Below are 25,676 nucleotides of genomic sequence, written 5' to 3'. Positions count from 1 at the left end.
GAAGCATTTTTTATGTGAACTTGTTTTATCGCATTAAATGACTAAGATTGATGCCGCTTTAAAATCTGTTGGCTCATGAGCGCATAAACTTCGGCAAGTTCATGTTGCTGCCCTGCTGCCAATACGTCCTGATGCATGTTTAAAATATTGTGATCGCCCCGCATAGCAGGCCCTGTTTGCATTTGACGCGGATCATTCTGGGTTGCTTTATGCGCAGTTTCCAAAATAAGAGGATACAGCAAACTGAAATCTACTTGCTGAGCATCGACCAGTTGCTTGGCCATGTCATAGCAATAATTACTAAAATTACAGGCAAATACCGCAGCCAAATGCAAACTTAAACGCTGTTCTGAAGTATAAGCATAGACTCTTTTGCTTAGGCTATTTGCCAAAGTCATTAAAAGCTGCTGATCTTCAGCAAGGGCAGCTTCTATCAATAAAGGCGTTTCTGACCAATCAATTTCACGCTCTAAACTGAAGGTTTGCAAGGGATAAAATACCCCTGAACGTGCATGATGCTGTTGCAATACATCTAGTTTAGTACTGCCAGAGGTATGTACAATCAACACATGATTTAAGTCACGATGAACTTCCTGAATCACCTGTGCAATGGCCTGATCACTCACTGCGATAATCACTAAATCTAGGTCTGAATAAAGCTGTTCTACTTCTGCAATCGCTTCTGCGCCAACCTGTGCAGCCAAATGCTGTGCCTTGTCCAGACTACGGCTATAAATTTGCACAATTTGATGCTGTGCGTTTAAAACATGAGCCAAATGATGTGCAACGCGCCCTGCACCAATCAAACTAATTCGCATAATATTTTCAGATAAAATAAGATGAAATAATCTGCACACAGCATGCCAATAAAAAAAGGACGAAGCAATTCGTCCTGATGTTTTTTGTTTGATGTTGAATAGATTTAGAATTGGCGCAAAGTTAAAATCTGCTCACTGCGCCCAAATGGCCCTTGAGTATCATGTAAAACTGCACTCGTTAAGCCTATACCATCTTCACCATATTGTTGTGTCACTTCTAAGCCTAACCATTCGCCTTGCGGTAAACGGTGTAAATGGATTTGCAAATCTAAATTTGGAAAACCCCAGCCCGCATTTGGGTCTAAACGTGGCACTACGCCATTAGCGGTATCCACCATCCCCAATAAACGCACAAAACTGGAGGTGCTTTGATTTTCGACCATATCCAATTGGTTTCTTAACCAAACGATGCCCTTACCTGCACGACGATCCGAATGCGCACGTGTTTCAATACTTTGAATATAGCCGCCTGGCCAACAAAGCATGCCATCCCAATCGGACAAATATTCAGGGTTTTCTATGGGTAAATCTTCCAGTCCTGCAATTGCGCGTGTATCTGAGGTCTTCATTTTCCATGCGCGCGCCACAATACAGGTTTTTCGTTCAGCGCACATTTCCGCTTCAATCAACTCAATGGTTTTACCTGGTCGGATCATACGGGTAGTGATACTAAACTCGCCAAAGGCAATTAAGCCAAAAATATCTAAACCAACTCGACCAATGCGCATATCATCACGCAGCATAAATTGCTCAAGTTCTGCACATAATATACCCGTTGCAGGTGCCATGTGTTGTTCATGCGGGTTCCACGCACCTTGTGCATGAATGTTGCAACGATAGTACGCAGTACAGCTACCATTGGCATGTTGTTCACGTTTAAGTAAAGTGTAATATGCTGACATTCTTTCTCTTTCCCTCATCTGACTTTTCTTGTGCTGATACTTTTACTACAAAGATTACTGACTAAATAATGTTATTTATCAACTATTTCTCTGCAAAAAAACCATAATAATTCATAAGTTGACAATATGTTTTACACTGACGAAAACCCACTTGAGTAAGCAATGCTGCCTGCGCATCTGCCATAATTAAATGAAAATCATCGGCCAGTCGTGCAAGCATTTTTTCTGCTTGAGTCGTAGTTAAACCACAATCCAAAGCCAAATTCTGCATCCACCGCAATTCTATATTTTCAGTCTGCTGCATCAGATAATAGCTTAATAAGATCGCTGCAAGTTTTAATGTTTGGTAAATATCTTGAAAAAAAAATGTTTTTTCTGCGACTGGTACATAATGCGCCACCAAAATCGCCAATGCCGCATCAAACTGCAAGTTTTCTAGCTGCGCTTGCTGGGCAAATTGGTGGGTATCTGCTTGTATAAAACTTACTCGCTCATGCCCTGCCACAGACTGAATGTTTTTTTCTGCCTGCTGTAACATGCTTAAAGATGGGTCGATGGCCGTAAATTGCCACTGTGGATGTTGCTGCAGTAAATACTGCAACTCATAGCCTGTGCCACACCCCACCACTAAAACTTGTGCTGTTTCGGGCAAATGACTACTTAAAATTGCATTGATGTGTTGATGTACCAATTCATATCCGGGAATGAGTTTCCGAATATGACTGTCATAGCCTGCAACCACAGTTGCACTGTGAAAATCTTTTGCCATATCACATGATTCTTCTTTAATTTACTGACATTAAATATCTGAGTCTTTTTCAAGATCTGCTTAAGCCACAGCCATTGCATCTACCGACAATTCCGAAACCGTTGGCTTGGCACGTTCAGGAACTAAACCTAGTTTTTGGAACAATTGTTTGTCTTTGCCTTCGCCTGCGTTTGGTGTGGTCAACAGTTTTTCACCTGAGAATAATGAGTTCGCACCTGCCATAAATGCCAACGCCTGATCTGAGTCAGACAACGATTCACGTCCTGCAGATAAACGAATATAACTGTTTGGCATGATAATACGTGCAACTGCAGTGGTACGAATCCACTCAATGACATCGAGTTTTTCGACTTTAGCCAGTGGTGTGCCTTCAATTGGAACCAACATATTGATTGGCACAGATTCAGGATGTAACGGCAAAGTTGCCAATTCATGCAATAAACCAATACGGTCTTGAGTGTCTTCACCTAAACCAACAATACCGCCACTACATACTTTCATACCTGTTTGACGGACAATATCCAAAGTGTTTAAGCGATCATCAAAACAGCGGGTACTAATCACATTAGGATAATACTCACGCGATGTGTCTAGGTTATGGTTGTAATAATCTAAGCCTGCATCTTTTAAGCGTTCTGCTTGAGATTGATTCAACATCCCTAAAGTCATGCAAGTTTCTAAGCCCAATGCTTTGACTTCACGTACCATTTCTAGAACATACGGCATATCGCGTTCATGCGGATTACGCCAAGCAGCGCCCATACAAAAACGTGAAGAGCCTGAGGCTAATGCTTCTTTGGCTTCCTGAATGACTTTATCAACTGCAATACGTTTTTCAGCTTCAAGCTGTGAATCATAATGCGCAGATTGCGAGCAATATTTACAGTCTTCAGGGCATTTGCCTGTTTTAATAGACAATAAGGTACTGACTTGTACGGTATTGGCAGCAAAATGTTGGCGATGCACACGCTGTGCTTCAAAGACTAAATCCAGAAAAGGTTGTTCATATAACTGCTGAATTTCTTCTCGAGTCCAATCATTGCGTACGGTCATTATTTTCATCCTTGATTATCACGCATCATGCTTAAACTTGTGCCATCTTTTATTAAGCCGAGCATGCGATATATTTTTAGTGTGATTATTCCTGTATAGAGTATCCCTTTATCTCTGCGTGAGAAATAAAGGGTGTGTGCTGACAAAATTAAAAGGTCGATCTTGCAGCAGTAAATAGCTGAAATAATGCCTTAAGCAATTTCCTTTAAATTTAATTCTTCACGCATAAATTCACGTAATTTAAATTTCTGTGCCTTGCCTGAAGCGGTCATTGGAAATTCACTAAAGAAGCGCACATAACGTGGGACTTTATTGTGAGAAATGTGTTCTGCACAATATTTACGAATCGCTTCTTCGGTACATTCATGGTGTTCATGCAAAATAATACAGGCACACAGCTCTTCGCCATAACGATGATCTGGCACACCAATCACTTGCACATCACAAACTGCATCGTGGGTATATAAGAAATCTTCAATTTCTTTCGGGAATAAGTTTTCTCCACCACGAATCACCACATCTTTAATGCGACCTTTGATTTTCACAAAGCCTTCATTGTCCATTTCTGCAATGTCGCCTGTGTGCATCCAACGTGCAACATCAATGACTTCCTGGGTTTTGTCATGTTCATCCCAATAGCCTAGCATTACCGAATAGCCGCGCACACATAATTCACCTAATTGCCCACGGGGTACAACTTTGCCATCTTCATCCACAATTTTAACTTCCAAGTGTGGATGCACTCGACCGACTGTACTGACACGGCGTTCCACCGAATCATCCGTCGAACTTTGTGCGCTCACAGGCGCTGTTTCGGTCATGCCATAACAAATGGTGATTTGTGACATGTGCATGCGGTCTATCACACGTTGCATAATTTCTTGCGGGCATGGACTGCCTGCCATAATGCCTGTGCGCAAGCTAGATAAATTAAATTCATCAAACTGTTCATGCTCTAAAATGGCAATAAACATGGTCGGTACGCCGTAAGCAGCTGTACATTTTTCTTGCTGAATGGCTTTTAAGGTATCGAGCGGGTTAAACACTGCCGATGGATAGACCATGGTTGAACCATGTGTGATACAAGCTAAATTGCCCATCACCATACCAAAGCAGTGAAACAGCGGCACGGAAATACAAACACGGTCTTGTGGACTTAAATGAATTGCTTCTCCTACAAAGTAACCATTATTTAAAATGTTGTTGTGGGTCAGCATAGTGCCTTTCGGATTGCCCGTCGTGCCTGAGGTAAATTGAATATTAATGGTTTCATCGAACTGCAACTCACTAGCAATGTGTTGCAGTTTTTTCAGCATGTGTGTGGTTGGAGCTGTCAATAAATCCTGAAAACGATGCATTCCTGTATGTGCTTGATCATCAATTTTAATCACATGCTTTAAATGCGGTAAACGCTTGGCGTTGAGGACTTTATTGTATGCCTGACACAGCTCTGGGGCAATTTTCGTTAAGATGTCCTGATAGTTGGTACTTTTAAACTGCGATGCAATTACCAAACCTTTACAGGAAACTTTGTTGAGCACAAATTCCAGTTCATTGCTTTTATAGGCTGGGTTTAAATTCACCAAAATCACCCCTGCCTTAAAGGCTGCGAATTGAGTGATCGTCCATTCCACACAATTCGGAGACCAAATGGCAAGGCGGTCACCTTTTTTAAAACCGAGTTTTAACAAACTACAGGCAAAGGCATTGACCTGTTGCTGGAGTTGCTTATAGGTCAGACGCACATTTTGATGCACGCTTACCAAAACATCCTGATCTGCATATTGCTGGCAAGCCTGATCAAACTTTTCACCAATGGTCATGCCTAACAAAGGCTGATTACTGGTGCCATAGGCATAACTTAACCGTACTTGTGTCATTGAATCGATCTCCTTGATTCTTTGTAATTCTGTTTTCCATTATGACGACGATTACTTTTTGCCTGTTTTGTGCGTTGTTTTTACTACCCTCCCTGCTGTTTTCGCACTGCATTTACACAAAAGTCGGCAATTTGTTTGACAAAGTAATCTTTATAATTTTGATCAAACATCACATTGCGAGACGGGTTTAAAGGTTCAATCACTACAAAGGTCATGGAGCCAACCACACCTAAAGCAGCAGTGTTCAAATCTTCAAAATCAAACTCACCATTGACTTTTCCTTCAGCCAAAATTTCCTTGATGCTCTGTTTGATCAGTTGTTTACTGCGAAAACGCTCATGTTCCATTTCTGGGTCTACAGGCTCGAACATTAACGAATACGCCAATTGAGGGCTGTTCATCGCACGCTTCACAAAAGTGGTGACAGATTTTTGCAATTTTTGTTTTGCACTTAAATCTGACTTCGCAATGTGGTCCAAAATTTCGACCTCACGACGAATCGCATCCGATAAAACTTCAATCAAAATCTGACTTTTATTTTCAAAGTAGCGATACACCAAACCTGTAGATACGCCTGCGCGTTCTGCAATGGCTTGGATAGACGCTTCTTTAAAGCCCCCATGAGCAATAAGTTCACGAGCAGAATCTAAAATCGCCATGCGATTTTGTTCCATACGTTCCTGCATCAATGATGATCTTTTATAACTCATATCTTATTCTCAACCAGATAAAATGAATTGTAAATCATTTTGTGAATTTTAGTTCACTTTTTTAAATTTTCGATGTATGTTAGAACCTAAGCACAACAACAATGCTTGTTTTAGGAACAACAAATATAACCACAGGATGGATGAACACATGATTTTACAAAGCTTAGACTTCGGCTTAGATGAAACCTTAATCGCCCTGCGCGATTCAATCGCTGCTTTTTGTGCAAAGGAAATTGCACCCATTGCTCAACAGGTTGATCGTGATAACGAATTCCCTGCCCAGCTTTGGAAAAAATTTGGCGATATGGGCTTACTTGGCTTAACCGTCAGTGAAGAATACGGCGGCACTAACTTAGGCTATTTAGCTCACATCATTGCCATGCAAGAAATTTCTCGTGCATCAGCATCCATTGGTTTGTCTTACGGTGCTCATTCTAACCTATGTGTGAACCAAATTAAGCGAAATGGGACAGAAGAACAGAAGCAACGCTATTTACCAAAATTAGTTTCAGGTGATTATGTTGGTGCATTGGCCATGTCCGAACCGAATGCAGGCTCAGACGTGGTTAGCATGAAGCTAAAAGCAGAAAATAAAGGCGATCATTACTTACTTAACGGCGCAAAAATGTGGATCACCAATGGTGGTGATGCCGATGTTTTAGTGGTGTACGCTAAAACTGATTTACAAGCAGGTGCCAAAGGCATGACCGCATTCCTGATTGAAAAAAATATGCCTGGTTTTAGTCATGGCAGCCATTTAGACAAACTCGGGATGCGCGGCTCAAATACCTATCCATTGTTCTTTGACAATGTTGAAGTACCAAAAGAAAACGTCTTGGGCGGTGTGGGCAATGGTACAAAAGTACTAATGAGTGGACTGGACTATGAACGTGCAGTTTTAAGTGCAGGGCCGCTAGGCATTATGGATGCCTGCATGGATACCGTGATTCCTTATATTCATGAGCGTAAACAGTTTGGTCAGGCATTGGGTGAATTCCAGCTTATGCAAGGCAAAATTGCCGATATGTATTCGACTTGGTTGGCATGTAAAGCACTGGTCTATGCCGTTGGCGCAGAATGTGACAAAGCTGAACACAGCCGTAGTTTACGTAAAGATGCAGCCAGTGCCATTTTATACGCTGCCGAAAAAGCCACATGGATGGCAGGTGAAACCATTCAAACCTTGGGCGGTAATGGCTATATCAATGAGTTCTCTGCAGGACGTTTATGGCGTGATGCCAAACTCTATGAAATTGGTGCGGGTACTTCAGAAATTCGCCGTATGTTGATTGGCCGTGAATTGTTTAACGAAACTGCCTAAAAATAAATCACAAGAATAGACAAGGATGTTGGCATGAATCAATTACAGAGCAAAATTAATATTCGCAGCGACGAGTTTAAAAACAACCAAGCTGCGATGCAAAGCCTAGTCGATGACCTCAGAGAAAAAGTCCAAAAAATTGCTTTGGGTGGTGGCGAAACTGCACGCCAAAAACATTTAGACCGTGGCAAATTACTGCCACGTGAACGGATTGACCACCTGATCGATCCGGGTACTGCATTTATTGAAATTGGTCAGTTGGCCGCTTATCAGGTCTATCAGGATGATGTCCCTGCTGCGGGTGTAGTGGCGGGTGTCGGTCAAGTGAATGGCGTGACCTGCATGATCATTGCCAACGATGCCACAGTAAAAGGTGGAACGTACTATCCACTGACTGTGAAAAAGCATTTACGCGCACAGGAAATTGCCGAACAGAATCACCTGACTTGTATTTATTTGGTCGATTCTGGCGGTGCATATTTGCCGCTACAAGATGAAGTCTTTCCAGACCGTGATCATTTCGGACGCATTTTCTATAACCAAGCGCGTATGTCGAGCATGGGCATTGCCCAAATTGCCGTTGTGATGGGAAGTTGTACCGCAGGCGGTGCGTATGTCCCTGCCATGTCAGATGAAACCATCATTGTGCGTAATCAGGGGACAATTTTCTTGGGCGGCCCACCGCTGGTTAAAGCCGCAACAGGTGAAGTGGTTAGCAGCGAAGACTTGGGTGGTGGCGATGTACACACTCGCCTTTCAGGTGTAGCCGATCATTTGGCAGAAAATGATGAACATGCCTTGGCAATTGCCCGCAACATCGTTGCCAATTTAAATAAAAAGCCAAACCCGCAGCCTGAGCATATAGAAGCACCATTATTCGATGCCTCTGAACTGTATGGCATTGTTCCGACTGACGCGCGTAAACCGTTTGATGTACGTGAAGTGATTGCCCGTATTGTCGATGGTTCACGTTTTGATGAATTTAAAGCGCGCTTTGGCACCACATTAATTACAGGTTTTGCCAAACTATATGGTATGCCTGTCGGGATTATTGCCAACAACGGTATTTTATTTTCCGAGTCGGCACAAAAAGGCGCACACTTTATTGAACTATGCACCCAACGCAACATTCCCCTGTTATTTATTCAAAATATCACAGGCTTCATGGTTGGACGCCAATATGAAAATGAAGGCATTGCCAAAAATGGTGCCAAACTGGTGATGGCGGTTGCCACAGCCAATGTGCCTAAACTGACTTTGGTGATTGGCGGTTCTTTTGGTGCAGGTAACTACGGGATGTGTGGTCGTGCTTATTCACCACGTTTTATGTGGACATGGCCAAACTCACGTATTTCAGTGATGGGTGGCGAACAAGCATCGAGCGTATTGTCTACCTTAAAGCGTGATCAGATTGAAGCCAAAGGTGGTAGCTGGTCTGCAGAAGAAGAAGATCAGTTCAAACAGCCAATTCGTGAACAATACGAACGTCAGGGTCATCCATATTATGCGTCTGCACGCTTATGGGATGATGGTGTGATTGATCCAGCACAGTCGCGTGAAGTTTTGGCATTAAGTTTAGCCGCTGCCCTCAATGCACCCATCCAACCGACCAAATTTGGCGTGTTCCGCATGTAAGAGGTGACAAAATGGATTATCAGTTTTTACAGCTCGAACAGAACAACCAAGTGGCTACGGTTTGGATTAATCGTGCGGAATTGCATAACGCTTTCAATACAGAGGTGATTGAAGAATTACACGCCTGCTTTCAGACACTGAATAGCCGTGATGATATTCGAGTGGTGATTTTGGCAGGACGCGGCAAAAGCTTTTCTGCAGGTGCAGATTTGAACTGGATGAAACAGGCAGGTCAAGCTTCTACAGCAGAAAATCAAGCCGATGCCCTAAAACTGGCAAAAATGCTGCAAAGTTTAGCGACGTTAAAACAACCGACTATTGCCCGTGTGCATGGTATTGCCTTTGGTGGTGGTATGGGTTTGGCAGCTGCCTGTGATATTTGCATTGCTAGCACCGATGCCAAGTTTGCAACCTCTGAAGTACGTTTAGGACTAGCCCCTTCGACCATTAGCCCTTATGTCATTCGTGCAATTGGCGCACGTCAGGCATCACGTTACTTTTTAACGGCAGAGCGTATTTCTGCAGAACAGGCACAGCAAATTGGTTTAGCGCATGAAGTCACTTCAGCCGAAGACTTAGACAGCAAAATTGATGAAATTGTGCAAGCCTTATTGCTTGGTGGCCCAGAAGCGCAACATGCTTCTAAACAACTGATTCAGATGGTTAATCATCAAGTTTTGACCGAAGATTTACTCCAACAAACTGCACAGCATATTGCACATGTTCGCCAAGGAACTGAGGCGAAAAATGGCTTAAATGCTTTTTTAAATAAACAAAGCCCGGCTTGGATCAAGACCACGGCAGAATAAAAGAAGGATCGCACGATGTTTGAAAAGATTTTAATTGCCAACCGTGGTGAAATTGCCTGCCGTGTAATTCGTACCGCAAAAAAACTTGGGATTGCGACTGTCGCGGTGTATTCAGATGCCGATGCGCAATCACAACACGTTAAACTGGCAGACGAAGCCATTTATATTGGTGAATCGCCTGCGGCACAAAGTTATTTGCAAGTTGAACGTATTATTCAGGCAGCCAAAAGCACAGGTGCACAAGCGATTCACCCGGGTTATGGTTTCTTATCTGAAAATGACCAATTCGCACTTGCCTGTAAAGACAACAATATTGTTTTTATTGGCCCGCCAGTTGAAGCCATTTTGGCGATGGGTCTAAAAGCAACCTCTAAAGCCTTGATGGAAAAAGCAGGTGTGCCACTAACTCCGGGCTACCACGGCAGCAATCAAGATGCGGCATTTTTAAAGCAACAAGCCGACAGCATTGGTTATCCTGTGCTCATTAAAGCCAGTGCAGGCGGTGGCGGTAAAGGCATGCGTTTAGTAGAACGCAGTGAAGACTTTCTCAGCTCACTCGCTTCATGTAAAAGTGAAGCACGTTCTAGCTTTGGCAACGAAGACGTGCTGATTGAACGCTATGTGATTCAACCACGTCATATTGAAGTACAGGTTTTTGGCGATACTCACGGCAACTACGTGCATTTGTTTGAACGTGATTGCTCGGTACAACGTCGCCACCAAAAAGTGCTTGAAGAAGCACCTGCACCAAAAATGCCAGAAGATAAACTCGAAACTATGCGCCAAGCCGCAATTGATGCCGCACGTGCTGTAAATTACGTGGGCGCAGGTACGGTAGAGTTTATTGTCGAGCAAGACGGTACTGCTTATTTCATGGAAATGAATACCCGCTTGCAGGTCGAACACCCCGTCACAGAAATGATTACAGGGCAAGACTTGGTTGAGTGGCAATTGCGAGTTGCTTTTGGTGAGCCATTGCCAAAACAGCAACATGAATTGCAAATTCATGGTCATGCCCTTGAAGCGCGTGTGTATGCCGAAGAACCAGAAAAAGGCTTTATTCCTGCCATTGGTCAAATCAGCTATCTGCATTATCCAGAGCAAAATGATGCCGTACGTGTCGATAGCGGGATTGTCGAAGGTGATGAAATCAGCACCTACTACGACCCAATGATTGCCAAACTGATTGTTTGGGGTAAAAACCGTGAAGCAGCATTAACGCAAATGCACCATGCTTTAGGTCAGTTCCACGTCGATGGTTTAGGCAACAACATTGCATTCTTGGATCGTTTGGTGCTGTGTGATTCCTTTAAACATGCCAATTTGGATACAGGGCTTATTCAACGTGAGGAAGCATTTTTACTTAACGCAAAACCTGAAGTCGCTACAGAAACTGTCATTGCAGCTGCGTTAATTGATGTACTTTCTCGTATTCAAAACAACAAAGCGGCAAACAACGCGGTTTGGCAAAAAGACCACTTCTGGCGCTTAAATCAGCAAAGCGCCCACACAGTGCAATTACAGTGCAATGACCAAACACTCAAAATCCAGTTAAAACCATGCACTTCTGGTTTTGAGGCTCACTACAATGGGCAAACGCTGAGCGTTCAAGGCGAGCTTTTGGATGCACATCGTCTACAGGTTTGTATCAATGGTCAGCAACAAAAAATAGCATTTAACCAACATGCGCAAGGCATCACCCTGTTCCAAAACGGTCAGCGTCATGTGTTTAGCTATGTACAAGCAAACTTTAACAGCGATGATCAACAAGACAATGCCAACAATCTGACTGCACCAATGCCGGGTGTAATCACCCAAGTTTTGGTGGCAGCCAATGCCCGTGTGAAAAAAGATGATGTACTGATGACACTGGAAGCCATGAAAATTGAATATTCAATTCGTGCGCCTTTCGATGGCATTGTGGCAAGTTCGTACTTCCAAGCGGGCGATCAGGTCAAAGCAGGCGATGAACTGGTTGAATTTGAAGCCTTGACGGAGGAAGTTGCATGACTGAATTTGTCAAAATTGTAGAGGTTGGCCCACGAGATGGTCTGCAAAATGAGAAAACACCACTCACTTTGGCAGATCGTAAAAACCTGATTTTGGATTTAATGCAAACAGGTTTAAGCAGCATTGAAGTCGGTTCTTGCGTATCGGCCAAATGGGTACCGCAAATGGCAGACAGCGATGTGCTGTTTGCCAGCCTGCCACAAAACCCAAACATTCAATTCAGTTTACTGACCCCAAACTCAAAAGGTTTTGAGTCGGCTTTGGCGGTGGGTTGCAAAGAAGTTGCCGTGTTTACCGCCGCTTCTGAAAGCTTTACCCGAAAAAATATCAACTGCTCAATTGAAGAAAGTTTGGAAAAATTTAGCGATGTCATGCGTCAAGCCAAAGCGCACAACATTCGCGTGCGTGGTTATGTATCTTGTATGGTGGACTGTCCTTATGAAGGCGCAATTGACCCGAAACAAGTCGCAAAAGTCATACAGCAATTATTGGACATGGGCTGCTATGAAGTGTCTTTGGGTGAAACCATTGGTACAGCAACCCCTGACCGTGTGCAAAAAGTCTGGGATGCATGTTTGGCAGAGGTCGATGCCAAAGTTTTAGCAGGTCATTTTCACAATACTTACGGCATGGCGATTGCCAATATTTATCAATCGCTCTTACAAGGCATTCGTGTATTTGATTCATCCATTGCTGGTTTGGGTGGCTGTCCGTATGCCAAAGGTGCATCGGGCAATGTGTCTACCGAAGACTTGTACTATTTACTGTCCAAGATGGGTTTTGAAACAGGTGTGCGGTTAGAACCGCTGATGACAGCTAGTCGTAACATCAGCAATATCTTACAGCGTGATAATCCATCTCACTATGCCAATGCCTACTGGCAAAAGGTTTGTGCTTAAAACCCATTTCATCCTCAATAGCATTGGAACATAAGCAATAAGGATGGCAACAACACAACATGGCAAGTGAATGCCGTGCAGAGAATAAATAGAGGTGACAAATGTCCAATAAAGTATATGACAGCGCACAAGCTGCATTAAATGGCGTGGTTCAAGATGGGCATACCTTGGCGGTGGGCGGTTTTGGTTTATGCGGTATTCCTGAAGCCTTGATTGCTGCGTTAAAAGATACAGGCGTCAAACAACTGACTTGTATTTCTAATAACGCTGGCGTCGATGGTTTTGGTTTAGGCTTATTGCTTGAAACCAAACAAATCAAAAAAATGATTTCATCTTATGTCGGCGAAAATAAAGAATTTGAACGCCAGTTTTTAAGCGGTGAATTGGAAGTTGAACTCACCCCGCAAGGCACACTGGCAGAAAAACTACGCGCAGGCGGTGCAGGTATTCCTGCATTTTTCACCCCAACAGGTGTAGGCACTGTCATTGCAGAAGGCAAAGAAGTCCGTGAATTTAACGGCAAAGATTATATTTTAGAAGAATCTTTGACTGCAGATGTCGCTTTGGTCAAAGCCTACAAAGCAGATAAAGCGGGTAATCTTATTTTCCGTAAAACAGCACAAAACTTTAATCCTGTTTGTGCTATGGCAGGCAAAATCACCATTGCCGAAGTTGAACAAATCGTTGAAATTGGCGATTTAGACCCCGACGAAATCCACTTAGCTGGTATTTATGTGAACCGCATTGTCCTCAATGCAAGCCCAGAAAAACGGATTGAACAAATGACTTTAAAGGCGGAGGCTTAAGACATGGCTTGGACGCGTAATCAAATGGCGCAGCGCGCTGCACAAGAATTAGAAGATAGTTTTTATGTTAATTTAGGCATTGGCTTACCCACACTGGTCGCCAATTATATTCCTGAACATATCAATGTCTGGTTACAGTCCGAAAATGGCTTGCTTGGCATTGGTGAGTTCCCAACTGCCGAAACTGTAGATGCCGACCTGATCAATGCAGGTAAACAAACTGTGACAGCGCGTAAAGGTGCGGCTTTTTTCTCTAGCGCAGATTCCTTTGCCATGATTCGTGGCGGGCATGTCAATATCGCTATTTTAGGGGCAATGGAAGTTTCTGAACAAGGCGATCTTGCCAACTGGATGATTCCCGGCAAGAAAGTTAAAGGTATGGGCGGTGCAATGGATTTGGTTGCAGGCGTACAAAAAGTTGTAGTGCTGATGGAACATTGTGCCAAAGATGGTACGCCTAAAATTGTATCGCAGTGCAGTTTGCCACTCACAGGTAAAGCGGTGGTGCATCGTATCATTACCGACTTAGGCGTGCTTGATATTACTCCACAAGGCGTAAAGTTGATTGAACTTGCACCCGATGTCAGTTTTGATGAAATTCAAAAAGTCACAGGTGTTGCCTTACAAAAAGTCGCAGCTTGATGAATTTATCTCGAGTGAATAACCCTCTCCTTTGCAAGTTTTGATGCACTGCTTTAAAACCTAATACAAGGGAGAGGGTTTGTTTTGACTTTCATACTTTCCCACTCAACTTATTCAATCTACTCAACAAATCACTAATTTATAAAACTATTCCTCAAACCAAAGAGCATCCAAAAATTACTTTCAATTTCGATATTTGTACAGTGCTTCGGGATTGATCCACAATAAAAAAGCCCTCACTGTGTAAAGTGAAGGCTTACAAGAAAATAAACCTATTTTAAGATTAAGGCGCCTTTTGCTCTACCACGCCAGCATCTTCCACACTACGCACCGTGCCTGTATCTACATTCAAGACTTCAAACTCAATACGGCGGTTTTTAAATTGACCTTCTGGCGTTGCATTTGCCGCAATCGGCTGCTCTGAACCAAAACCAATGGCTTGCAATTGACCCGGATTTACACCACGTGATACTAAATAATCGACCACTGCTTGCGCACGTTGTTGTGACAAAGTTTTGTTGGCATTGGCATCACCTACGGCATCGGTATGCCCTTTCACGGTTAATTGCACTTGTGGCGCGCGCTGCATCAATACCGCAGCCTGATCTAAAATAGACTTATTGGCTGCTGGAATTTCAGTCGATGCAGAATCAAAATTAATGATTTGCATATTGAGTGCCGTCGCAATATCCAAAGCTTGAATATTGTCAGGATTAATTGCAGCCAAAGCCTGCTCGGCATTGCTAATACTGCTGGTTACAGCCTGATTCACATCAGTTACTGTAGTTTCTGCAGGTTGCTGAGTCACTACAGTCATGTTTTTAGCCAATGGACGAATTTGACTGGCTAAACGCTCTGCATCGGCAGGGTTCGGGGCTTGAATAGACAGTTGATTACCCACCCAGTTTAAATTGACATTCGGTACACCTTTCAGCATTTTTAAAACGCTTGGAATCACGTCCTGATCAATAAATTCCGAATGATAGTTGGCAAAATTTTCTGCACCACAACCTGTTGGATGATTGAAAATTTGCTTCACTTCATTCTGCAGAATTTCCATATAGCTTGGATTATTCAGCAAAATTTGACAGGTCACCAAATTACCATCACTGCCTGTACTGACTTGCAACATTGCAGCCTGATTTGCTGCCACTTGGGTCTGTGTGGTTGCAGGCGCTTGGTTGCGGTCACTACATGCACGGAATAAAAATGCCAATAAACCAATTAAAATAATTAAAGCTAAAATTGGCAATAACCACGAACGGCGTTCTTCTACTGGCTCAGTCACAATGACTTCAGGTGCTTGATGTACGGTTTGGCTCGCAGCATTATTTACCCCCAAAGCAGCCAATAATGCTGTTGCCCACTGCGGCAAAGCTGCCTGAATTGAATCTAAATTGTTTTGCAGTAAATGCTGAATTGCAACTGGGTCAGATGAACCTGCCTGATTTTCCAAAAAGTTTAAACTTGGTGCAATTGAACGATTCAGGGTGTTTTCAATTTCGGTTTGCGGTGCTGTGCCGCTGACCAAATCTAAAAACTGCTGTTTTAAAGATAGATTTGAACCAAATACATCGCCCACACGTGGATTCAGTTGTCGCAGCAGATTGTCAATCAGTTCAGGTCGTGAATTTAAAATAGACAATAAAATGGGATAAAAACTATTTAATGCCTGATTTTTTTCAAGCAAATGCTGGGTTTCCCCTTCCAATACAATGGATGACACACTTTGTTTGAGCAAGTCTATAAAATCTGTTTGCATATATATGCCCTCTTTTTTGTCTTTGTTTTCAAGTTGTTTTTTAGTGTATATGCTTAAAATTTAAACAAATGTAATAAATTGTGGTGTTTTGATTTTGTTGTGAAATTTGAGTCAACGGAATGTAGAGTCTATTCTTCGATTTTCTATTTTTGATTTTTTTAAGAATTCAATAAAAAAGCCAGCCGAAGCTGACTCTTATTTAAACTTGAAATCAAGGTTCTAAATAATAAATTTTTTGGCGTAATTCATTGGTACGTTCGTTGGTCATACTTGTTTCACAGTTTAAACGAAAAACTTCTGGATTTTCTGTATTTGAACTTTCCAATTTGCACTCTAAATCACGCTTCTTTAACCAAATTTTTTGTTCAGCAAGCAGCTGATCACGTACGTCTTTGGTGGTAGCATTCCATACTAAATTCAAATTCGCATTAGCTTTATCTAAATTTGATTGAGCTTCTGACAATAAAACTGATTGATACTCTTCAGCGACAGCTGACTCTTCAGCTATCCTTTTTATTTCTTCTTGTTTAGCAACCTCAGCCGCATTTTGTCGTGCAGTTTTGACTAAAGAATCAACAGCAATATCTCTGACAAAATATGCAAGAGCATCTGGATTTTCTAAAGTCACATAAACTTTTTTACCGTCATCTGTTGGTTGCACTAAGTATTCAATTTCTTTTTTCAATTGATTTGATTCAAAGGATAAATCAGACAAAATCGCAGACTGAGCAATATTATTTTCATCATAAATAGCTCGGGCTGCATCTGCATCTTTAATCATTTGATCTGGGATTTTAACGACAAATTCCGTTACACAATACTGCTTATTACTATTTGGATCAGAGTTATTTGTACGAACGTCATTCACATTAAATGTAATTTGCTGAAGGGTGCTTCTTAATTTACCCATATCAATTGTGATATTTTCACTATCAACTAACTCTTTCACACGCAATGCTGCAACATCACCTACTGTTTTACTAAAACTTTCAACAACCAACTGTTTGGCAGTTTCATTATCACATTTCTCTGTACACGACAAATTTCACAGAACCCTTATCCTATCAGGGTTCTGCCTTCTTAAAATTGCCAAAATTTCCTTAAACTCTTCTTTTTTCCCAAAACCAATTAAACGCTGAATCGCCATTTGAACATAGTCTAAACCATAGCGAAATAAACTCATTGAGAGTCGTCCATGCTTCTTTATTTTTATCGCTTTTTTTTGATCATGTTGCCATTCACCCGTTAAGTAACACCAACAGAAGCTTATAGCTAACACCGCAATCAATTTTTTCACTCGTCTAGGGTCTGTCAAGCGCGTATTTTCAAGATTAAACCCGCGTCCTTTGAGACAACTGAATAAGGTTTCAATTTCCCAGCGTAATGCATAATCCTGAATAGCATTGGCATTAAACTGAGGAGAAACGACGAGTAAAAGCTCTCCATTTTCTAACTGTAGTGCACTTATATATAGTTTCACCCGACCAACCAAAATCCGTCGTTTACGACATTCAATTTGACCAACTTTAAGATGGCGAAATAAATCACTAATTTTATGATTCTTTCCTAAATGATTGGTGACAATGAAGTTTTTTTAACACGAATGCAGAAGTTGATGTCTTGTTCAATTAACCATGTAAACCACTGCTCACCGATAAACTCTCTGTCTGCGAACACATTCACAATACGGTCTTTACCAAAAATGGCTATAAAGCGTTGAATCAAAGCAATACGCTCTTTCGTATCTGAATTTCCACGTTTATTAAGCAATGTCCAAAGGATAGGTATCGCTATTCCACGATAAACGATTGCGAGCATCAGGATATTAATATTTCGTTTTCCCCATTTCCAATTGGTTCTATCTAAAGTCAGTTGCACTTGGTCGAATGAAAACATATTGAAAATCAACTGAGAAATTTGACGATAATCAAAATACTGACCTGCAAAGAAGCGCTGCATACGTCGATAAAATGATTGTGGTAAGCACTTGATGGGCAAGGCTTTAGATGCAGAAGAAAGATTACATGTTTGCTTTAAAATAATCACAAGCATGATGAGCGCAAAGCACTTTAAATGTGACTTGTTCCATTTTAGATATTTGTTTAAGATAAGATATAACTCATTGAGATGTGTCATAGTATTCGTCGTTAGAAAACAATTATTATGACATTATTTCAATGAGTTATCTATTTTTGTCGTGTACAGAGATCACATTTAACTGAGCTACCTGTAATTGATTGTACTTTATCACAGCCAGATATAAAGAACATACTACCGATTAGTGCTAATAATTTAAATTTCATAATTACCCTATTATCAATTTATCTTTATTACAGAAACAGATTATTAATATTCTTCATAACTTTCTGCGAGCACTTCATCCGCTGCTGCATTAGCGGCTTCTGCAGCTTCTAAAGCAGCTTCGTTTGCTAAATAATCAGTATTATTTCTTCGCATATTAGCTTTGGTAGTTTCCAAATTTTGGACCTGATTCTTTTCAATTTGTGGTTTTAAGAAAGCATAAGTCAAAGTATCTGAAACTAAAGTTTGCATGTCAGATGAATTTTTTATTTGTGCTAAAACCTTGTCACCTTTATCAGTTGGTTGTAAAACATATTCTAAAGTTAAATTAATTTTATTATTTTCATAATTCACACCTAAATTATTTGCTTGTGCTTCAACACTTAGAGCATCAACTTTAGATCTTGCTTCATCAGATTTTTTTATTAAATCCGATGGAACTGTAACTGTTAAATCAATTGAGCATGAAGTTTTAGGACTATTCGGATCAATAAAATCTGTTCTGCTATCTGCCAAACTAAATTGGATATTATTTGCAGATAATTTAAGTTTTGCAGGATCTAAATCTTTAATCGAACCATCTTTGATTAACAATTTCAGTTCGCGTTCTAAAGATTTTTCCAAATTATCATTTAACACCTGTGTTACCAATGATGTAGCAGACTCATCATCACATTGAACATGATTTGAAAAAAGTTTATCACAACCTGTTAATACCAAACTGGATGTAAAAGCAATAAGTATTTTATTGTTAAGTTTCATTAATAACCCCTCTTTTATTTAATTAATTATATACTAAATTAACAATTAATAACAATTGAGTCACAAAAAAGCCAGCCGAAGCTGACTCTTATTACAACTTGAAAATAAAATATCAATCAGAGCGATTAGACAGTAAAGACGCGTACTGCTTTGCCTTTTACCATTTGATTAATTAAAGGCGTATTTTTACCTTGTGACACAATCGTTTCTTTGTTCAGCGTCCATTCCACTTCTGGATCAACCAAGACCCAACCCGCTTCCTGTTCCCAACGACTTTGCATTTTTGCTACACGTGCAGGTGCAAGGGTCACTTTTTCTACCCATTCCAATGGACTGAGGAGACCTTCCTGAATCAGTTGAATCCCAAATGGAATATAAGTATCAAATGCAGTAAAACCTGACAAAGTATCCGCAAATGGTGCCATTTTTGCAGAACTGTTTAAAGGCTCGTGATGAGTACAAATCGCATCAATCACGCCATCTTTTACACCTTGACGTAGCAAAGCTTTGTCTTGCTCTGAGCGCAGGGGCGGACGTACGTGCGCTAAGGAGTTAAAACCATCAATAATTTGATCGGTTAAATGCAGTTGATGCATCGCCACATCACAAGTAACAGGCAGACCTTTAGCTTTGGCTTGTTGAATCAACTCAACTGAGGCACCACAAGACAATAAACCAAAATGTGCGCGTACACCTGTTGCTTCAATCATTAACAAATATTTAGCAATCGCCACGGTTTCAGCCAAAGTCGGAATCATGGGTAAGCCTTGACGCGAAGCAATAAAACCTTCATGCACACAGCCATCTTTGGCAATTTGCGGTTCTTCGGCATAGAACACCACAGTCATGTCTAAACCTGCTGCATATTCCAGTGTCCGAATTACCACATCATCATTTTCAAAAGGCGCATTGGCATTGGACACTGCACTACAACCGCCCTTTTTCAAACCCGCCATATTGGCAGGTTGTTTGCCATTTAAACCTTGAGTTTGTGCGCCAATTACTTCTAAATAAATGCCACCATCTAGCATGGCTTTTTCGACCAAACCATGAATAAGCGCACCGTTATCTTGCACAATCGGTTTAGAATCAGGTGGGGTAAATAAGTGCAAAATGCCGTTTTCACGTGCGGCCTTGCCTTCAGATTTGAGCGTGCCGTGTTGTTGCTGACCCGGTTCACGTAAACGTGCGCATAAATCCACCATGGTTGGCATGAGCCATTGGCCTTGAGCATCAATACTTTCGCTAATCTCAGCACTTTCTGCAACCAATTTGCCATTTTCAAGATATACCGTTTGCACGCGGTCAATTTGCTGGATTGGGTCAAGCACACGTACATTTTCAATTTTTACAATCGCCATGACTTTTTCCTTATACCGCAATCGCGTCAATCAAACCTTGTTCTTGCAATTGACCTTGCATCGCCAAAGCCAATACCGCCATACGTACCGCAATACCGTTGGTTACTTGATTTAAAATCACCGATTGAGGCCCATCGGCAATGCTTGAATCAATTTCGACACCACGGTTCATTGGACCAGGATGCATCACAATACAGTTTGGTTTTGCAAGCGCCAAACGCTCTTTGTTTAAACCGTACATTTTGTAGAATTCGGCTTGTGAGGCAAGTGCTGGCGAATCAATACGTTCATTTTGAATACGCAGGGTGATAATCACGTCGCAATCTTTAATGCCTTCTTCCATTTTGTTAAATAAGCGCACGCCTGCGCCATATTCATCAAAACCGTAGGGCAACAAGGTGTTCGGTGCAATCACGCGAATGTCTTTACAGCCCAGTGTTTGCAAGGCAGCCACATCGGAACGCGCCACGCGTGAATGTTTGATATCACCAATAATCGCAACACTTAATTCTTCATAAGGTCGTTGGGTTTCACGGCGAATGGTCAGCATATCCAACATCGCTTGCGTTGGATGTGCATGACGGCCATCACCCGCATTAATAATGGCAACCTTTGGGCAAACCGTTTTAGCAATAAAATGTGCTGCACCTGAAGATGAATGACGCACCACAAAAATGTCAGCAGCCATCGCCTCTAAGTTCCACAAAGTGTCACGCAAAGTTTCACCTTTAGAGGTACTTGAACGGGCAATATCAATATTGAGTACATTGGCAGAAAGACGCTTGGCTGCGGCTTCAAATGTGGTGCGGGTACGAGTAGAGTTTTCGAAGAACAAATTCATCACCGTGCGCCCTTCGAGCAAATTATTGGTGATCAGTTGGTTTTGTTCATTGAAAAAGGACTGTGCTGTGTCCAGAATTTGGGTGAGGGTTTCTTTGGAAAGACCTTCGATGGTTAAAAAGTGTTTTAAATGCCCATCTTTATTCAATTGAATCTGGCTCGGAGTATGCAATGCCGCCAAATGCATGAGAGATTCCTTATACGTTAAGTTAACGCATTATACAGAAATTGATTTGGCAAAGCAGTGCAACTTGGCGTGATTTAGTCAAAAGAAACTTATGATTTTAAAAATTAAGTCATGCAGACTCATCTACACTTTCTTTCATGCTTAATACTCTACAAAGCGATGTGAAAGGATGGCATTTATATTTAACTGCTCTGCTAGCCAATCATCTTGATATGAGCTTGATGAACATCTGGTGGGTCAATCTTCGCCTACAACAGCCTACGCAACCTTCAGGCTATGTAGGCAAAGTCTGTACTATTCCCCGTTTAACGCAATGCCCCTATATAATGATGCGACACCTGCGCCCGATAAATTTCTTCAGCTGTCGGTTCAGTCAAGTCATCTATATTTTCTACTGCATCTAATTGCTGCACTTCAGTCTGCGGCGACGTTATTTCTGCATCAGCATCCATTAAGTTAGCCAATATACTGTTTAAGCGCAGCGCATAACGGCACAATTCCTCATCGTGTGTAGCGAGCGCTAATTGCAGCACTGCACGTGCATAGTCAGAATTTTCCACCAGATACATGACATCAATCACACGTCCACTGACCCGTCTTAATCGCGTATAAATTAAAGTTGCAACTGAAAAAATCTCGTTATTTGCCGCTAAAGCCTGTGCCGTGTTTAAAGTAGCCGTGGTCATTTAAATATTCCCCTTATCGCTTCATTGTTGTTTTGCAGTGTTTGATGCTCATCTGCAAAATGTTCACCATCACAACAATGTATGAGCAAAATACATAACCTGAGTTCGATATAAAAAAAGAGTAGAAAAAAAGCCCTGTATTTGTAACATATTGGTTCTCAAGACAAAATGTTATAAAACAAGGCTTTTCAATGGATCATATTACCGAATTATTTTGTATTTTGGATGATTTCTGCAAAAAATTTAATGAATCTTTAGAGAAAGCTTTAATTTCTGATCAAAAAACTAGGTTGAAAAAGTCAGCTTTAAGCTTGTCTGAAGCAATGACCATTGTCATTTTATTTCATCAATCTGGGTTTAGATTCTTTAAATATTTTTATTGCCAAATGATCGTTCCATTCTGGAAATCTGCTTTTCCTAAACTGCTTAGCTACAACCGATTTATTGAAATCATGCCCCGTTGTTTGCAAGCGCTGAGTAGTTTCTTCCATCAAGTGAAAGGAAAAGATACGGGAATCAGTATCATTGACTCCACTAAATTGGTGGTTTGCCATAATCTTCGGATTAAAAGACATCGTGTATTTAAAGGTTTGGCTGGTCGAGGAAAAAGTAGTACGGGGTGGTTTTATGGTTTTAAATTACATTTGGTTATCAATAATTTGGGGGAAATTATTAAACTCAAACTGACATCTGGAAATGTTCATGATGTTGCTCTATTGGACTCTTTAACTCAAGATTTAAAAGGGATCCTACTCGGAGACAAAGGCTATTTGAGCAAAGCCAAAGCCGAAGCTTTAGCAGCAAGAGGACTGAAAATATTGACCCCATCACGTCGAAATATGAAAAACAAACCTATCCAAACAGAAGAAGAAAAACAATTGCTTTGCAGAAGAGGATTGATCGAAACAGTGAATGATCAATTAAAAAATTTACATCAACTTGAACATTCACGTCATCGTTCGGTAAATAACTTCATGGTGAATATCATGGCTGCTGTAGTGGCTTATTGTTTGAATCCCAATAAGCCAACTTTCCAAAATATGCTAAAAGGCTAAATGGATTTCATCGAACTCAGGTTACATACCAATCATGTGAATATTCAGGTTTTTATTCTTGCGCAATACAATCACTCAAAATTTTTTAGAGATGTCATTGCATCCTCACTGCATTTTTAGAAAAAAACAGTAAAAAATGCCCTGAAACTCTTCAAACCAAGACCTTTAAAATTCTGCACGATTCACGCTAAATCACTAAGTTTTCTAGCACAAAATACGGTAAAATAGCCGATTGCTGAATTGCTTTTGGAAATTTTCATGAATTCGAAACCCCGTCTTTCTACATATTGGGTCACCTGTGCAGATGGACTTGAAACCTTATTGCAAGAAGAAATGCAAGGTTTAGGTATTCAAAATATCGAACGTTTACCGGGTCGTTTAATTTTCAAAGGCACACTCGAAAATGCCTATCGTGTCTGCATGTGGTCACGTTTAGCCTCACGTGTCCTTACGCCAATTCACACACACGAAATTGAATTCAGTCACGACGCGCGCGATGTAGCCGAAGAGCTTTATGAAGGTGCGCTTAGCTTTGACTGGTCACTCATTTTTGCCCCACAAAGTACATTTGCAGTGCGTTTACACATTGAACGTGACATCAAAGTAAATAGCCAGTTTGCGACCTTGCGCGTTAAAGATGGTGTGGTCGATTCATTTATGGATGCAGTGGGCAAACGTCCAAGCATCGACATCAAACAGCCAGAAATTACCTTATACGTGTTGGCAGGCAAAAAAGAACATACATACTGCCTTGATTTATCGGGCGATTCATTGCATAAGCGCGGCTATCGTCGTTTTATGACCGATGCTCCAATTAAAGAAAACCTTGCCGCAGCTATTCTGCAAAAAGGTCAATTACAACAAATTCAACCCGACATTATTCTAGACCCAATGTGTGGTTCGGGTACTTTTATTATTGAAGCATTAATGATGCTGACTGACCGTGCGCCAGGTCTAGTACGTCGTTTTGGTTTTAATGGTTGGCAAGGTCATGACCATGAATTATGGATGAGTATTAAAGCAGAAGCGGCAGAACGCCATCAAACTGCATTACAACAACCCTTGCCAAAACTTTATGCTTTCGATGCTGACTGGGAAGCAGTCAAAGCCACCAAGCAAAATATTATTGCGGCAGGCTTTGAAAGTCTGCTCGATCAGATTCAAATTGAAGAACGTACTTTGGCTGACTGGCCCGACTTTCAAGCCGAAGGCAAAAAGGACTTTATTGTAACCAACCCGCCTTATGGTGAGCGTTTAGGTGATAAAGCCTCAAACCGTGCCTTATATTTGGGTCTGTCTGCACTCTTGCAAAAGCATTTCCCAAATCAAAAAGCAGCCGTCATTGCAGCCCAAGTTGAACAAGCCGATGTGTTGGCTTTCAATGACCCACAAATTTTACGTTTGATGAACGGTAAACTACCAATTTATGTCCGTTTTGGTACGATCAAACCTGCAGCAGTCGCACGTCCATTCTTGGCAGATTGGCAACCGCAACAATTTGAACCCATTGAAGGTGCAGAAGACTTCACCAACCGTTTGCAAAAAAATATGCAAAGTCTGAAAAAATGGGCCGTGAAAGAAAATGTGCATTGTCTGCGTTTATACGATGCCGACTTACCTGACTTTAATGTCGCAGTCGATTTATACGGCGACCGTTTGCACGTGCAGGAATATGCACCACCGAAAAAAATTGACCCTGAAAAAGCCAAAAAGCGTTTTAACCTTGCCTTACAAGCCATTCGCGCCGTTACAGGTTTAGGGCGCGATGCGGTATTTATTAAAACCCGAGCCCGTCAAGAAGGTAAAAACCAGTACACCAAACAAAGTACAGCCTCGAAGCGTTTTATTGTGCAGGAAAGTCAGGCTAAAATTTTGGTCAACCTCACCGACTACCTTGATACAGGCTTATTCCTTGACCATCGTCAAATGCGTTTACGCATTGCCAAAGAAGCCCGTGGCAAGCACTTCCTGAATTTATACAGTTATACCTCAACTGCAAGTTTACATGCCGCGCTTGGCGGTGCAGCAAGCACCACCAGTGTCGATTTGTCTAATACTTATTTAAACTGGTCTAAAGAAAACTTTGTATTGAATGGTTTAACGGTAGACCATGCCGATGAGCAACATCAATTCTTTGCCAGTGATTGTTTTGAATGGCTCAAAGAAGGTCATGAACAATATGATCTAATCTTTATTGACCCGCCAACTTTCTCAAACTCTAAAAAATTCTACGGAACATTTGATGTACAACGCGACCACGTTTCTTTAATTAAACGTGCCATGAACCGCTTAACCACAGGCGGTACGCTGTACTTCTCCAACAACTACCGTGGTTTTGAAATGGATGAAGAAATTGAAGCCATGTTTGATGTGCAGGAAATTAGCCATGAAACTATTGGGCCAGATTTCAAACGCAATACCAAAATCCACCGTGCTTGGAAAATTCAGCATCCGCCTGTTTAATTAAA

The 25,676-nt window shown here is 41.4% G+C and carries 22 protein-coding genes; 9 read left to right on the top strand and 13 right to left on the bottom strand.

Annotated elements, in window-relative coordinates:
- Positions 1 to 41: 41 nt before the first annotated feature.
- The 6 genes from LZP46_RS05710 to LZP46_RS05685 all read right to left on the bottom strand — a co-directional run bounded on the left by LZP46_RS05710 (position 42) and on the right by LZP46_RS05685 (position 6,132).
- Positions 42 to 818, bottom strand: coding sequence for a Rossmann-like and DUF2520 domain-containing protein (locus tag LZP46_RS05710; protein WP_236094961.1), 777 nt, complete (start codon positions 816 to 818; stop codon positions 42 to 44).
- A 104-nt stretch (positions 819 to 922) separates the two neighbouring features.
- The gene (locus tag LZP46_RS05705; RefSeq protein WP_236094960.1) at positions 923 to 1,720 is read right to left on the bottom strand and encodes a thioesterase family protein; all 798 of its coding nucleotides are present in this window, start codon (positions 1,718 to 1,720) and stop codon (positions 923 to 925) included.
- A gap of 82 nt (positions 1,721 to 1,802) precedes the next feature.
- Positions 1,803 to 2,489 (bottom strand): class I SAM-dependent methyltransferase, encoded by a 687-nt coding sequence (locus LZP46_RS05700; protein WP_236094959.1) that lies wholly within the window; start codon positions 2,487 to 2,489, stop codon positions 1,803 to 1,805.
- Positions 2,490 to 2,549: 60 nt separating this feature from the next.
- Positions 2,550 to 3,542 (bottom strand): biotin synthase BioB, encoded by a 993-nt coding sequence (gene bioB, locus LZP46_RS05695; protein WP_236094958.1) that lies wholly within the window; start codon positions 3,540 to 3,542, stop codon positions 2,550 to 2,552.
- Positions 3,543 to 3,733: 191 nt separating this feature from the next.
- A complete protein-coding gene (locus LZP46_RS05690) occupies positions 3,734 to 5,422 on the bottom strand; it encodes an AMP-binding protein (RefSeq protein ID WP_236094957.1) in 1,689 nt (562 codons plus the stop codon).
- Between the two features lie 83 nt (positions 5,423 to 5,505).
- Positions 5,506 to 6,132, bottom strand: coding sequence for a TetR/AcrR family transcriptional regulator (locus LZP46_RS05685; protein WP_004971526.1), 627 nt, complete (start codon positions 6,130 to 6,132; stop codon positions 5,506 to 5,508).
- Positions 6,133 to 6,280: 148 nt separating this feature from the next.
- Between LZP46_RS05685 and LZP46_RS05680 the strand changes: the two genes are divergently transcribed.
- The 7 genes from LZP46_RS05680 (at position 6,281) to LZP46_RS05650 (ending at position 14,254) form a co-directional block, all read left to right on the top strand.
- A complete protein-coding gene (locus tag LZP46_RS05680) occupies positions 6,281 to 7,453 on the top strand; it encodes an isovaleryl-CoA dehydrogenase (protein WP_236094956.1) in 1,173 nt (390 codons plus the stop codon).
- 33 nt (positions 7,454 to 7,486) lie between these two features.
- Positions 7,487 to 9,088 (top strand): carboxyl transferase domain-containing protein, encoded by a 1,602-nt coding sequence (locus tag LZP46_RS05675; protein ID WP_131261348.1) that lies wholly within the window; start codon positions 7,487 to 7,489, stop codon positions 9,086 to 9,088.
- A gap of 11 nt (positions 9,089 to 9,099) precedes the next feature.
- Positions 9,100 to 9,897 (top strand): enoyl-CoA hydratase/isomerase family protein, encoded by a 798-nt coding sequence (locus tag LZP46_RS05670; RefSeq protein ID WP_236094955.1) that lies wholly within the window; start codon positions 9,100 to 9,102, stop codon positions 9,895 to 9,897.
- A 15-nt stretch (positions 9,898 to 9,912) separates the two neighbouring features.
- Positions 9,913 to 11,907 carry an acetyl/propionyl/methylcrotonyl-CoA carboxylase subunit alpha gene (locus tag LZP46_RS05665; RefSeq protein WP_236094954.1) on the top strand — a complete coding sequence of 665 codons (1,995 nt, stop codon included), beginning with the start codon at positions 9,913 to 9,915 and terminating at the stop codon, positions 11,905 to 11,907.
- Positions 11,904 to 12,806, top strand: coding sequence for a hydroxymethylglutaryl-CoA lyase (locus tag LZP46_RS05660; RefSeq protein ID WP_236094953.1), 903 nt, complete (start codon positions 11,904 to 11,906; stop codon positions 12,804 to 12,806). The genes LZP46_RS05665 and LZP46_RS05660 overlap by 4 nt, the downstream gene beginning before the upstream one ends.
- Before the next feature lie 101 nt (positions 12,807 to 12,907).
- The gene (locus LZP46_RS05655) at positions 12,908 to 13,612 is read left to right on the top strand and encodes a CoA transferase subunit A (RefSeq protein WP_004971542.1); all 705 of its coding nucleotides are present in this window, start codon (positions 12,908 to 12,910) and stop codon (positions 13,610 to 13,612) included.
- A 3-nt stretch (positions 13,613 to 13,615) separates the two neighbouring features.
- Positions 13,616 to 14,254 carry a CoA transferase subunit B gene (locus LZP46_RS05650; protein WP_236094952.1) on the top strand — a complete coding sequence of 213 codons (639 nt, stop codon included), beginning with the start codon at positions 13,616 to 13,618 and terminating at the stop codon, positions 14,252 to 14,254.
- Between the two features lie 283 nt (positions 14,255 to 14,537).
- Here LZP46_RS05650 and LZP46_RS05645 read toward each other — a convergent pair whose 3' ends face one another.
- The 7 genes from LZP46_RS05645 to LZP46_RS05615 all read right to left on the bottom strand — a co-directional run bounded on the left by LZP46_RS05645 (position 14,538) and on the right by LZP46_RS05615 (position 22,153).
- Positions 14,538 to 16,016: an OmpA family protein gene (locus tag LZP46_RS05645; protein WP_236094951.1), complete on the bottom strand. Its 1,479-nt coding sequence runs from the start codon at positions 16,014 to 16,016 to the stop codon at positions 14,538 to 14,540.
- Between the two features lie 211 nt (positions 16,017 to 16,227).
- Entirely contained in the window at positions 16,228 to 17,058 is an 831-nt protein-coding gene (locus LZP46_RS05640) for a lysozyme inhibitor LprI family protein (protein ID WP_236094950.1), read from the bottom strand.
- A gap of 3 nt (positions 17,059 to 17,061) precedes the next feature.
- A protein-coding gene (locus LZP46_RS05635) for an IS4-like element ISAba1 family transposase (protein WP_085940413.1) occupies positions 17,062 to 18,152 on the bottom strand; the annotation gives its coding sequence in 2 pieces (ribosomal slippage) (positions 17,062 to 17,612 and positions 17,612 to 18,152; 1,092 coding nt in all).
- A 210-nt stretch (positions 18,153 to 18,362) separates the two neighbouring features.
- Positions 18,363 to 19,079, bottom strand: a complete 717-nt coding sequence (locus LZP46_RS05630; protein WP_236094949.1) for a hypothetical protein — start codon at positions 19,077 to 19,079, stop codon at positions 18,363 to 18,365.
- Between the two features lie 125 nt (positions 19,080 to 19,204).
- The gene (locus tag LZP46_RS05625; protein WP_236094948.1) at positions 19,205 to 20,440 is read right to left on the bottom strand and encodes a dihydroorotase; all 1,236 of its coding nucleotides are present in this window, start codon (positions 20,438 to 20,440) and stop codon (positions 19,205 to 19,207) included.
- 10 nt (positions 20,441 to 20,450) lie between these two features.
- A complete protein-coding gene (locus tag LZP46_RS05620; RefSeq protein ID WP_004971550.1) occupies positions 20,451 to 21,467 on the bottom strand; it encodes an aspartate carbamoyltransferase catalytic subunit in 1,017 nt (338 codons plus the stop codon).
- Positions 21,468 to 21,772: 305 nt separating this feature from the next.
- Positions 21,773 to 22,153, bottom strand: a complete 381-nt coding sequence (locus LZP46_RS05615; protein WP_070156033.1) for a hypothetical protein — start codon at positions 22,151 to 22,153, stop codon at positions 21,773 to 21,775.
- Between the two features lie 191 nt (positions 22,154 to 22,344).
- On the opposite strand from LZP46_RS05615, the gene LZP46_RS05610 reads away from it, so the two are divergent.
- Both LZP46_RS05610 and rlmKL read left to right on the top strand, forming a co-directional pair.
- Entirely contained in the window at positions 22,345 to 23,208 is an 864-nt protein-coding gene (locus tag LZP46_RS05610) for an IS982 family transposase (RefSeq protein ID WP_178319681.1), read from the top strand.
- 258 nt (positions 23,209 to 23,466) lie between these two features.
- On the top strand, positions 23,467 to 25,671 hold the full coding sequence (gene rlmKL, locus LZP46_RS05605; RefSeq protein WP_236094947.1) for a bifunctional 23S rRNA (guanine(2069)-N(7))-methyltransferase RlmK/23S rRNA (guanine(2445)-N(2))-methyltransferase RlmL: 2,205 nt from the start codon (positions 23,467 to 23,469) through the stop codon (positions 25,669 to 25,671).
- The last annotated feature ends 5 nt before the right edge of the window (positions 25,672 to 25,676 follow it).

Origin of the sequence: Acinetobacter sp. SCLZS86 (genome assembly GCF_021560715.1) — a bacterium.
GTDB lineage: Bacteria > Pseudomonadota > Gammaproteobacteria > Pseudomonadales > Moraxellaceae > Acinetobacter > Acinetobacter towneri_A.
The sequence above is the reverse complement of the archived record's forward strand: the minus strand, read 5'-3'. Positions and strand labels throughout refer to the sequence as shown.

What these genes read in the sequence shown, in the direction of transcription:
- LZP46_RS05710 (WP_236094961.1), bottom strand. Translation starts at nt 818, where the DNA reads ATGCGAATTAGTTTGATTGGTGCAGGGCGCGTTGCACATCATTTGGCT.
- LZP46_RS05705 (WP_236094960.1), bottom strand. Translation starts at nt 1,720, where the DNA reads ATGTCAGCATATTACACTTTACTTAAACGTGAACAACATGCCAATGGT.
- LZP46_RS05700 (WP_236094959.1), bottom strand. Translation starts at nt 2,489, where the DNA reads ATGGCAAAAGATTTTCACAGTGCAACTGTGGTTGCAGGCTATGACAGT.
- bioB (WP_236094958.1), bottom strand. Translation starts at nt 3,542, where the DNA reads ATGACCGTACGCAATGATTGGACTCGAGAAGAAATTCAGCAGTTATAT.
- LZP46_RS05690 (WP_236094957.1), bottom strand. Translation starts at nt 5,422, where the DNA reads ATGACACAAGTACGGTTAAGTTATGCCTATGGCACCAGTAATCAGCCT.
- LZP46_RS05685 (WP_004971526.1), bottom strand. Translation starts at nt 6,132, where the DNA reads ATGAGTTATAAAAGATCATCATTGATGCAGGAACGTATGGAACAAAAT.
- LZP46_RS05680 (WP_236094956.1), top strand. Translation starts at nt 6,281, where the DNA reads ATGATTTTACAAAGCTTAGACTTCGGCTTAGATGAAACCTTAATCGCC.
- LZP46_RS05675 (WP_131261348.1), top strand. Translation starts at nt 7,487, where the DNA reads ATGAATCAATTACAGAGCAAAATTAATATTCGCAGCGACGAGTTTAAA.
- LZP46_RS05670 (WP_236094955.1), top strand. Translation starts at nt 9,100, where the DNA reads ATGGATTATCAGTTTTTACAGCTCGAACAGAACAACCAAGTGGCTACG.
- LZP46_RS05665 (WP_236094954.1), top strand. Translation starts at nt 9,913, where the DNA reads ATGTTTGAAAAGATTTTAATTGCCAACCGTGGTGAAATTGCCTGCCGT.
- LZP46_RS05660 (WP_236094953.1), top strand. Translation starts at nt 11,904, where the DNA reads ATGACTGAATTTGTCAAAATTGTAGAGGTTGGCCCACGAGATGGTCTG.
- LZP46_RS05655 (WP_004971542.1), top strand. Translation starts at nt 12,908, where the DNA reads ATGTCCAATAAAGTATATGACAGCGCACAAGCTGCATTAAATGGCGTG.
- LZP46_RS05650 (WP_236094952.1), top strand. Translation starts at nt 13,616, where the DNA reads ATGGCTTGGACGCGTAATCAAATGGCGCAGCGCGCTGCACAAGAATTA.
- LZP46_RS05645 (WP_236094951.1), bottom strand. Translation starts at nt 16,016, where the DNA reads ATGCAAACAGATTTTATAGACTTGCTCAAACAAAGTGTGTCATCCATT.
- LZP46_RS05630 (WP_236094949.1), bottom strand. Translation starts at nt 19,079, where the DNA reads ATGAAACTTAACAATAAAATACTTATTGCTTTTACATCCAGTTTGGTA.
- LZP46_RS05625 (WP_236094948.1), bottom strand. Translation starts at nt 20,440, where the DNA reads ATGGCGATTGTAAAAATTGAAAATGTACGTGTGCTTGACCCAATCCAG.
- LZP46_RS05620 (WP_004971550.1), bottom strand. Translation starts at nt 21,467, where the DNA reads ATGCATTTGGCGGCATTGCATACTCCGAGCCAGATTCAATTGAATAAA.
- LZP46_RS05615 (WP_070156033.1), bottom strand. Translation starts at nt 22,153, where the DNA reads ATGACCACGGCTACTTTAAACACGGCACAGGCTTTAGCGGCAAATAAC.
- LZP46_RS05610 (WP_178319681.1), top strand. Translation starts at nt 22,345, where the DNA reads ATGGATCATATTACCGAATTATTTTGTATTTTGGATGATTTCTGCAAA.
- rlmKL (WP_236094947.1), top strand. Translation starts at nt 23,467, where the DNA reads ATGAATTCGAAACCCCGTCTTTCTACATATTGGGTCACCTGTGCAGAT.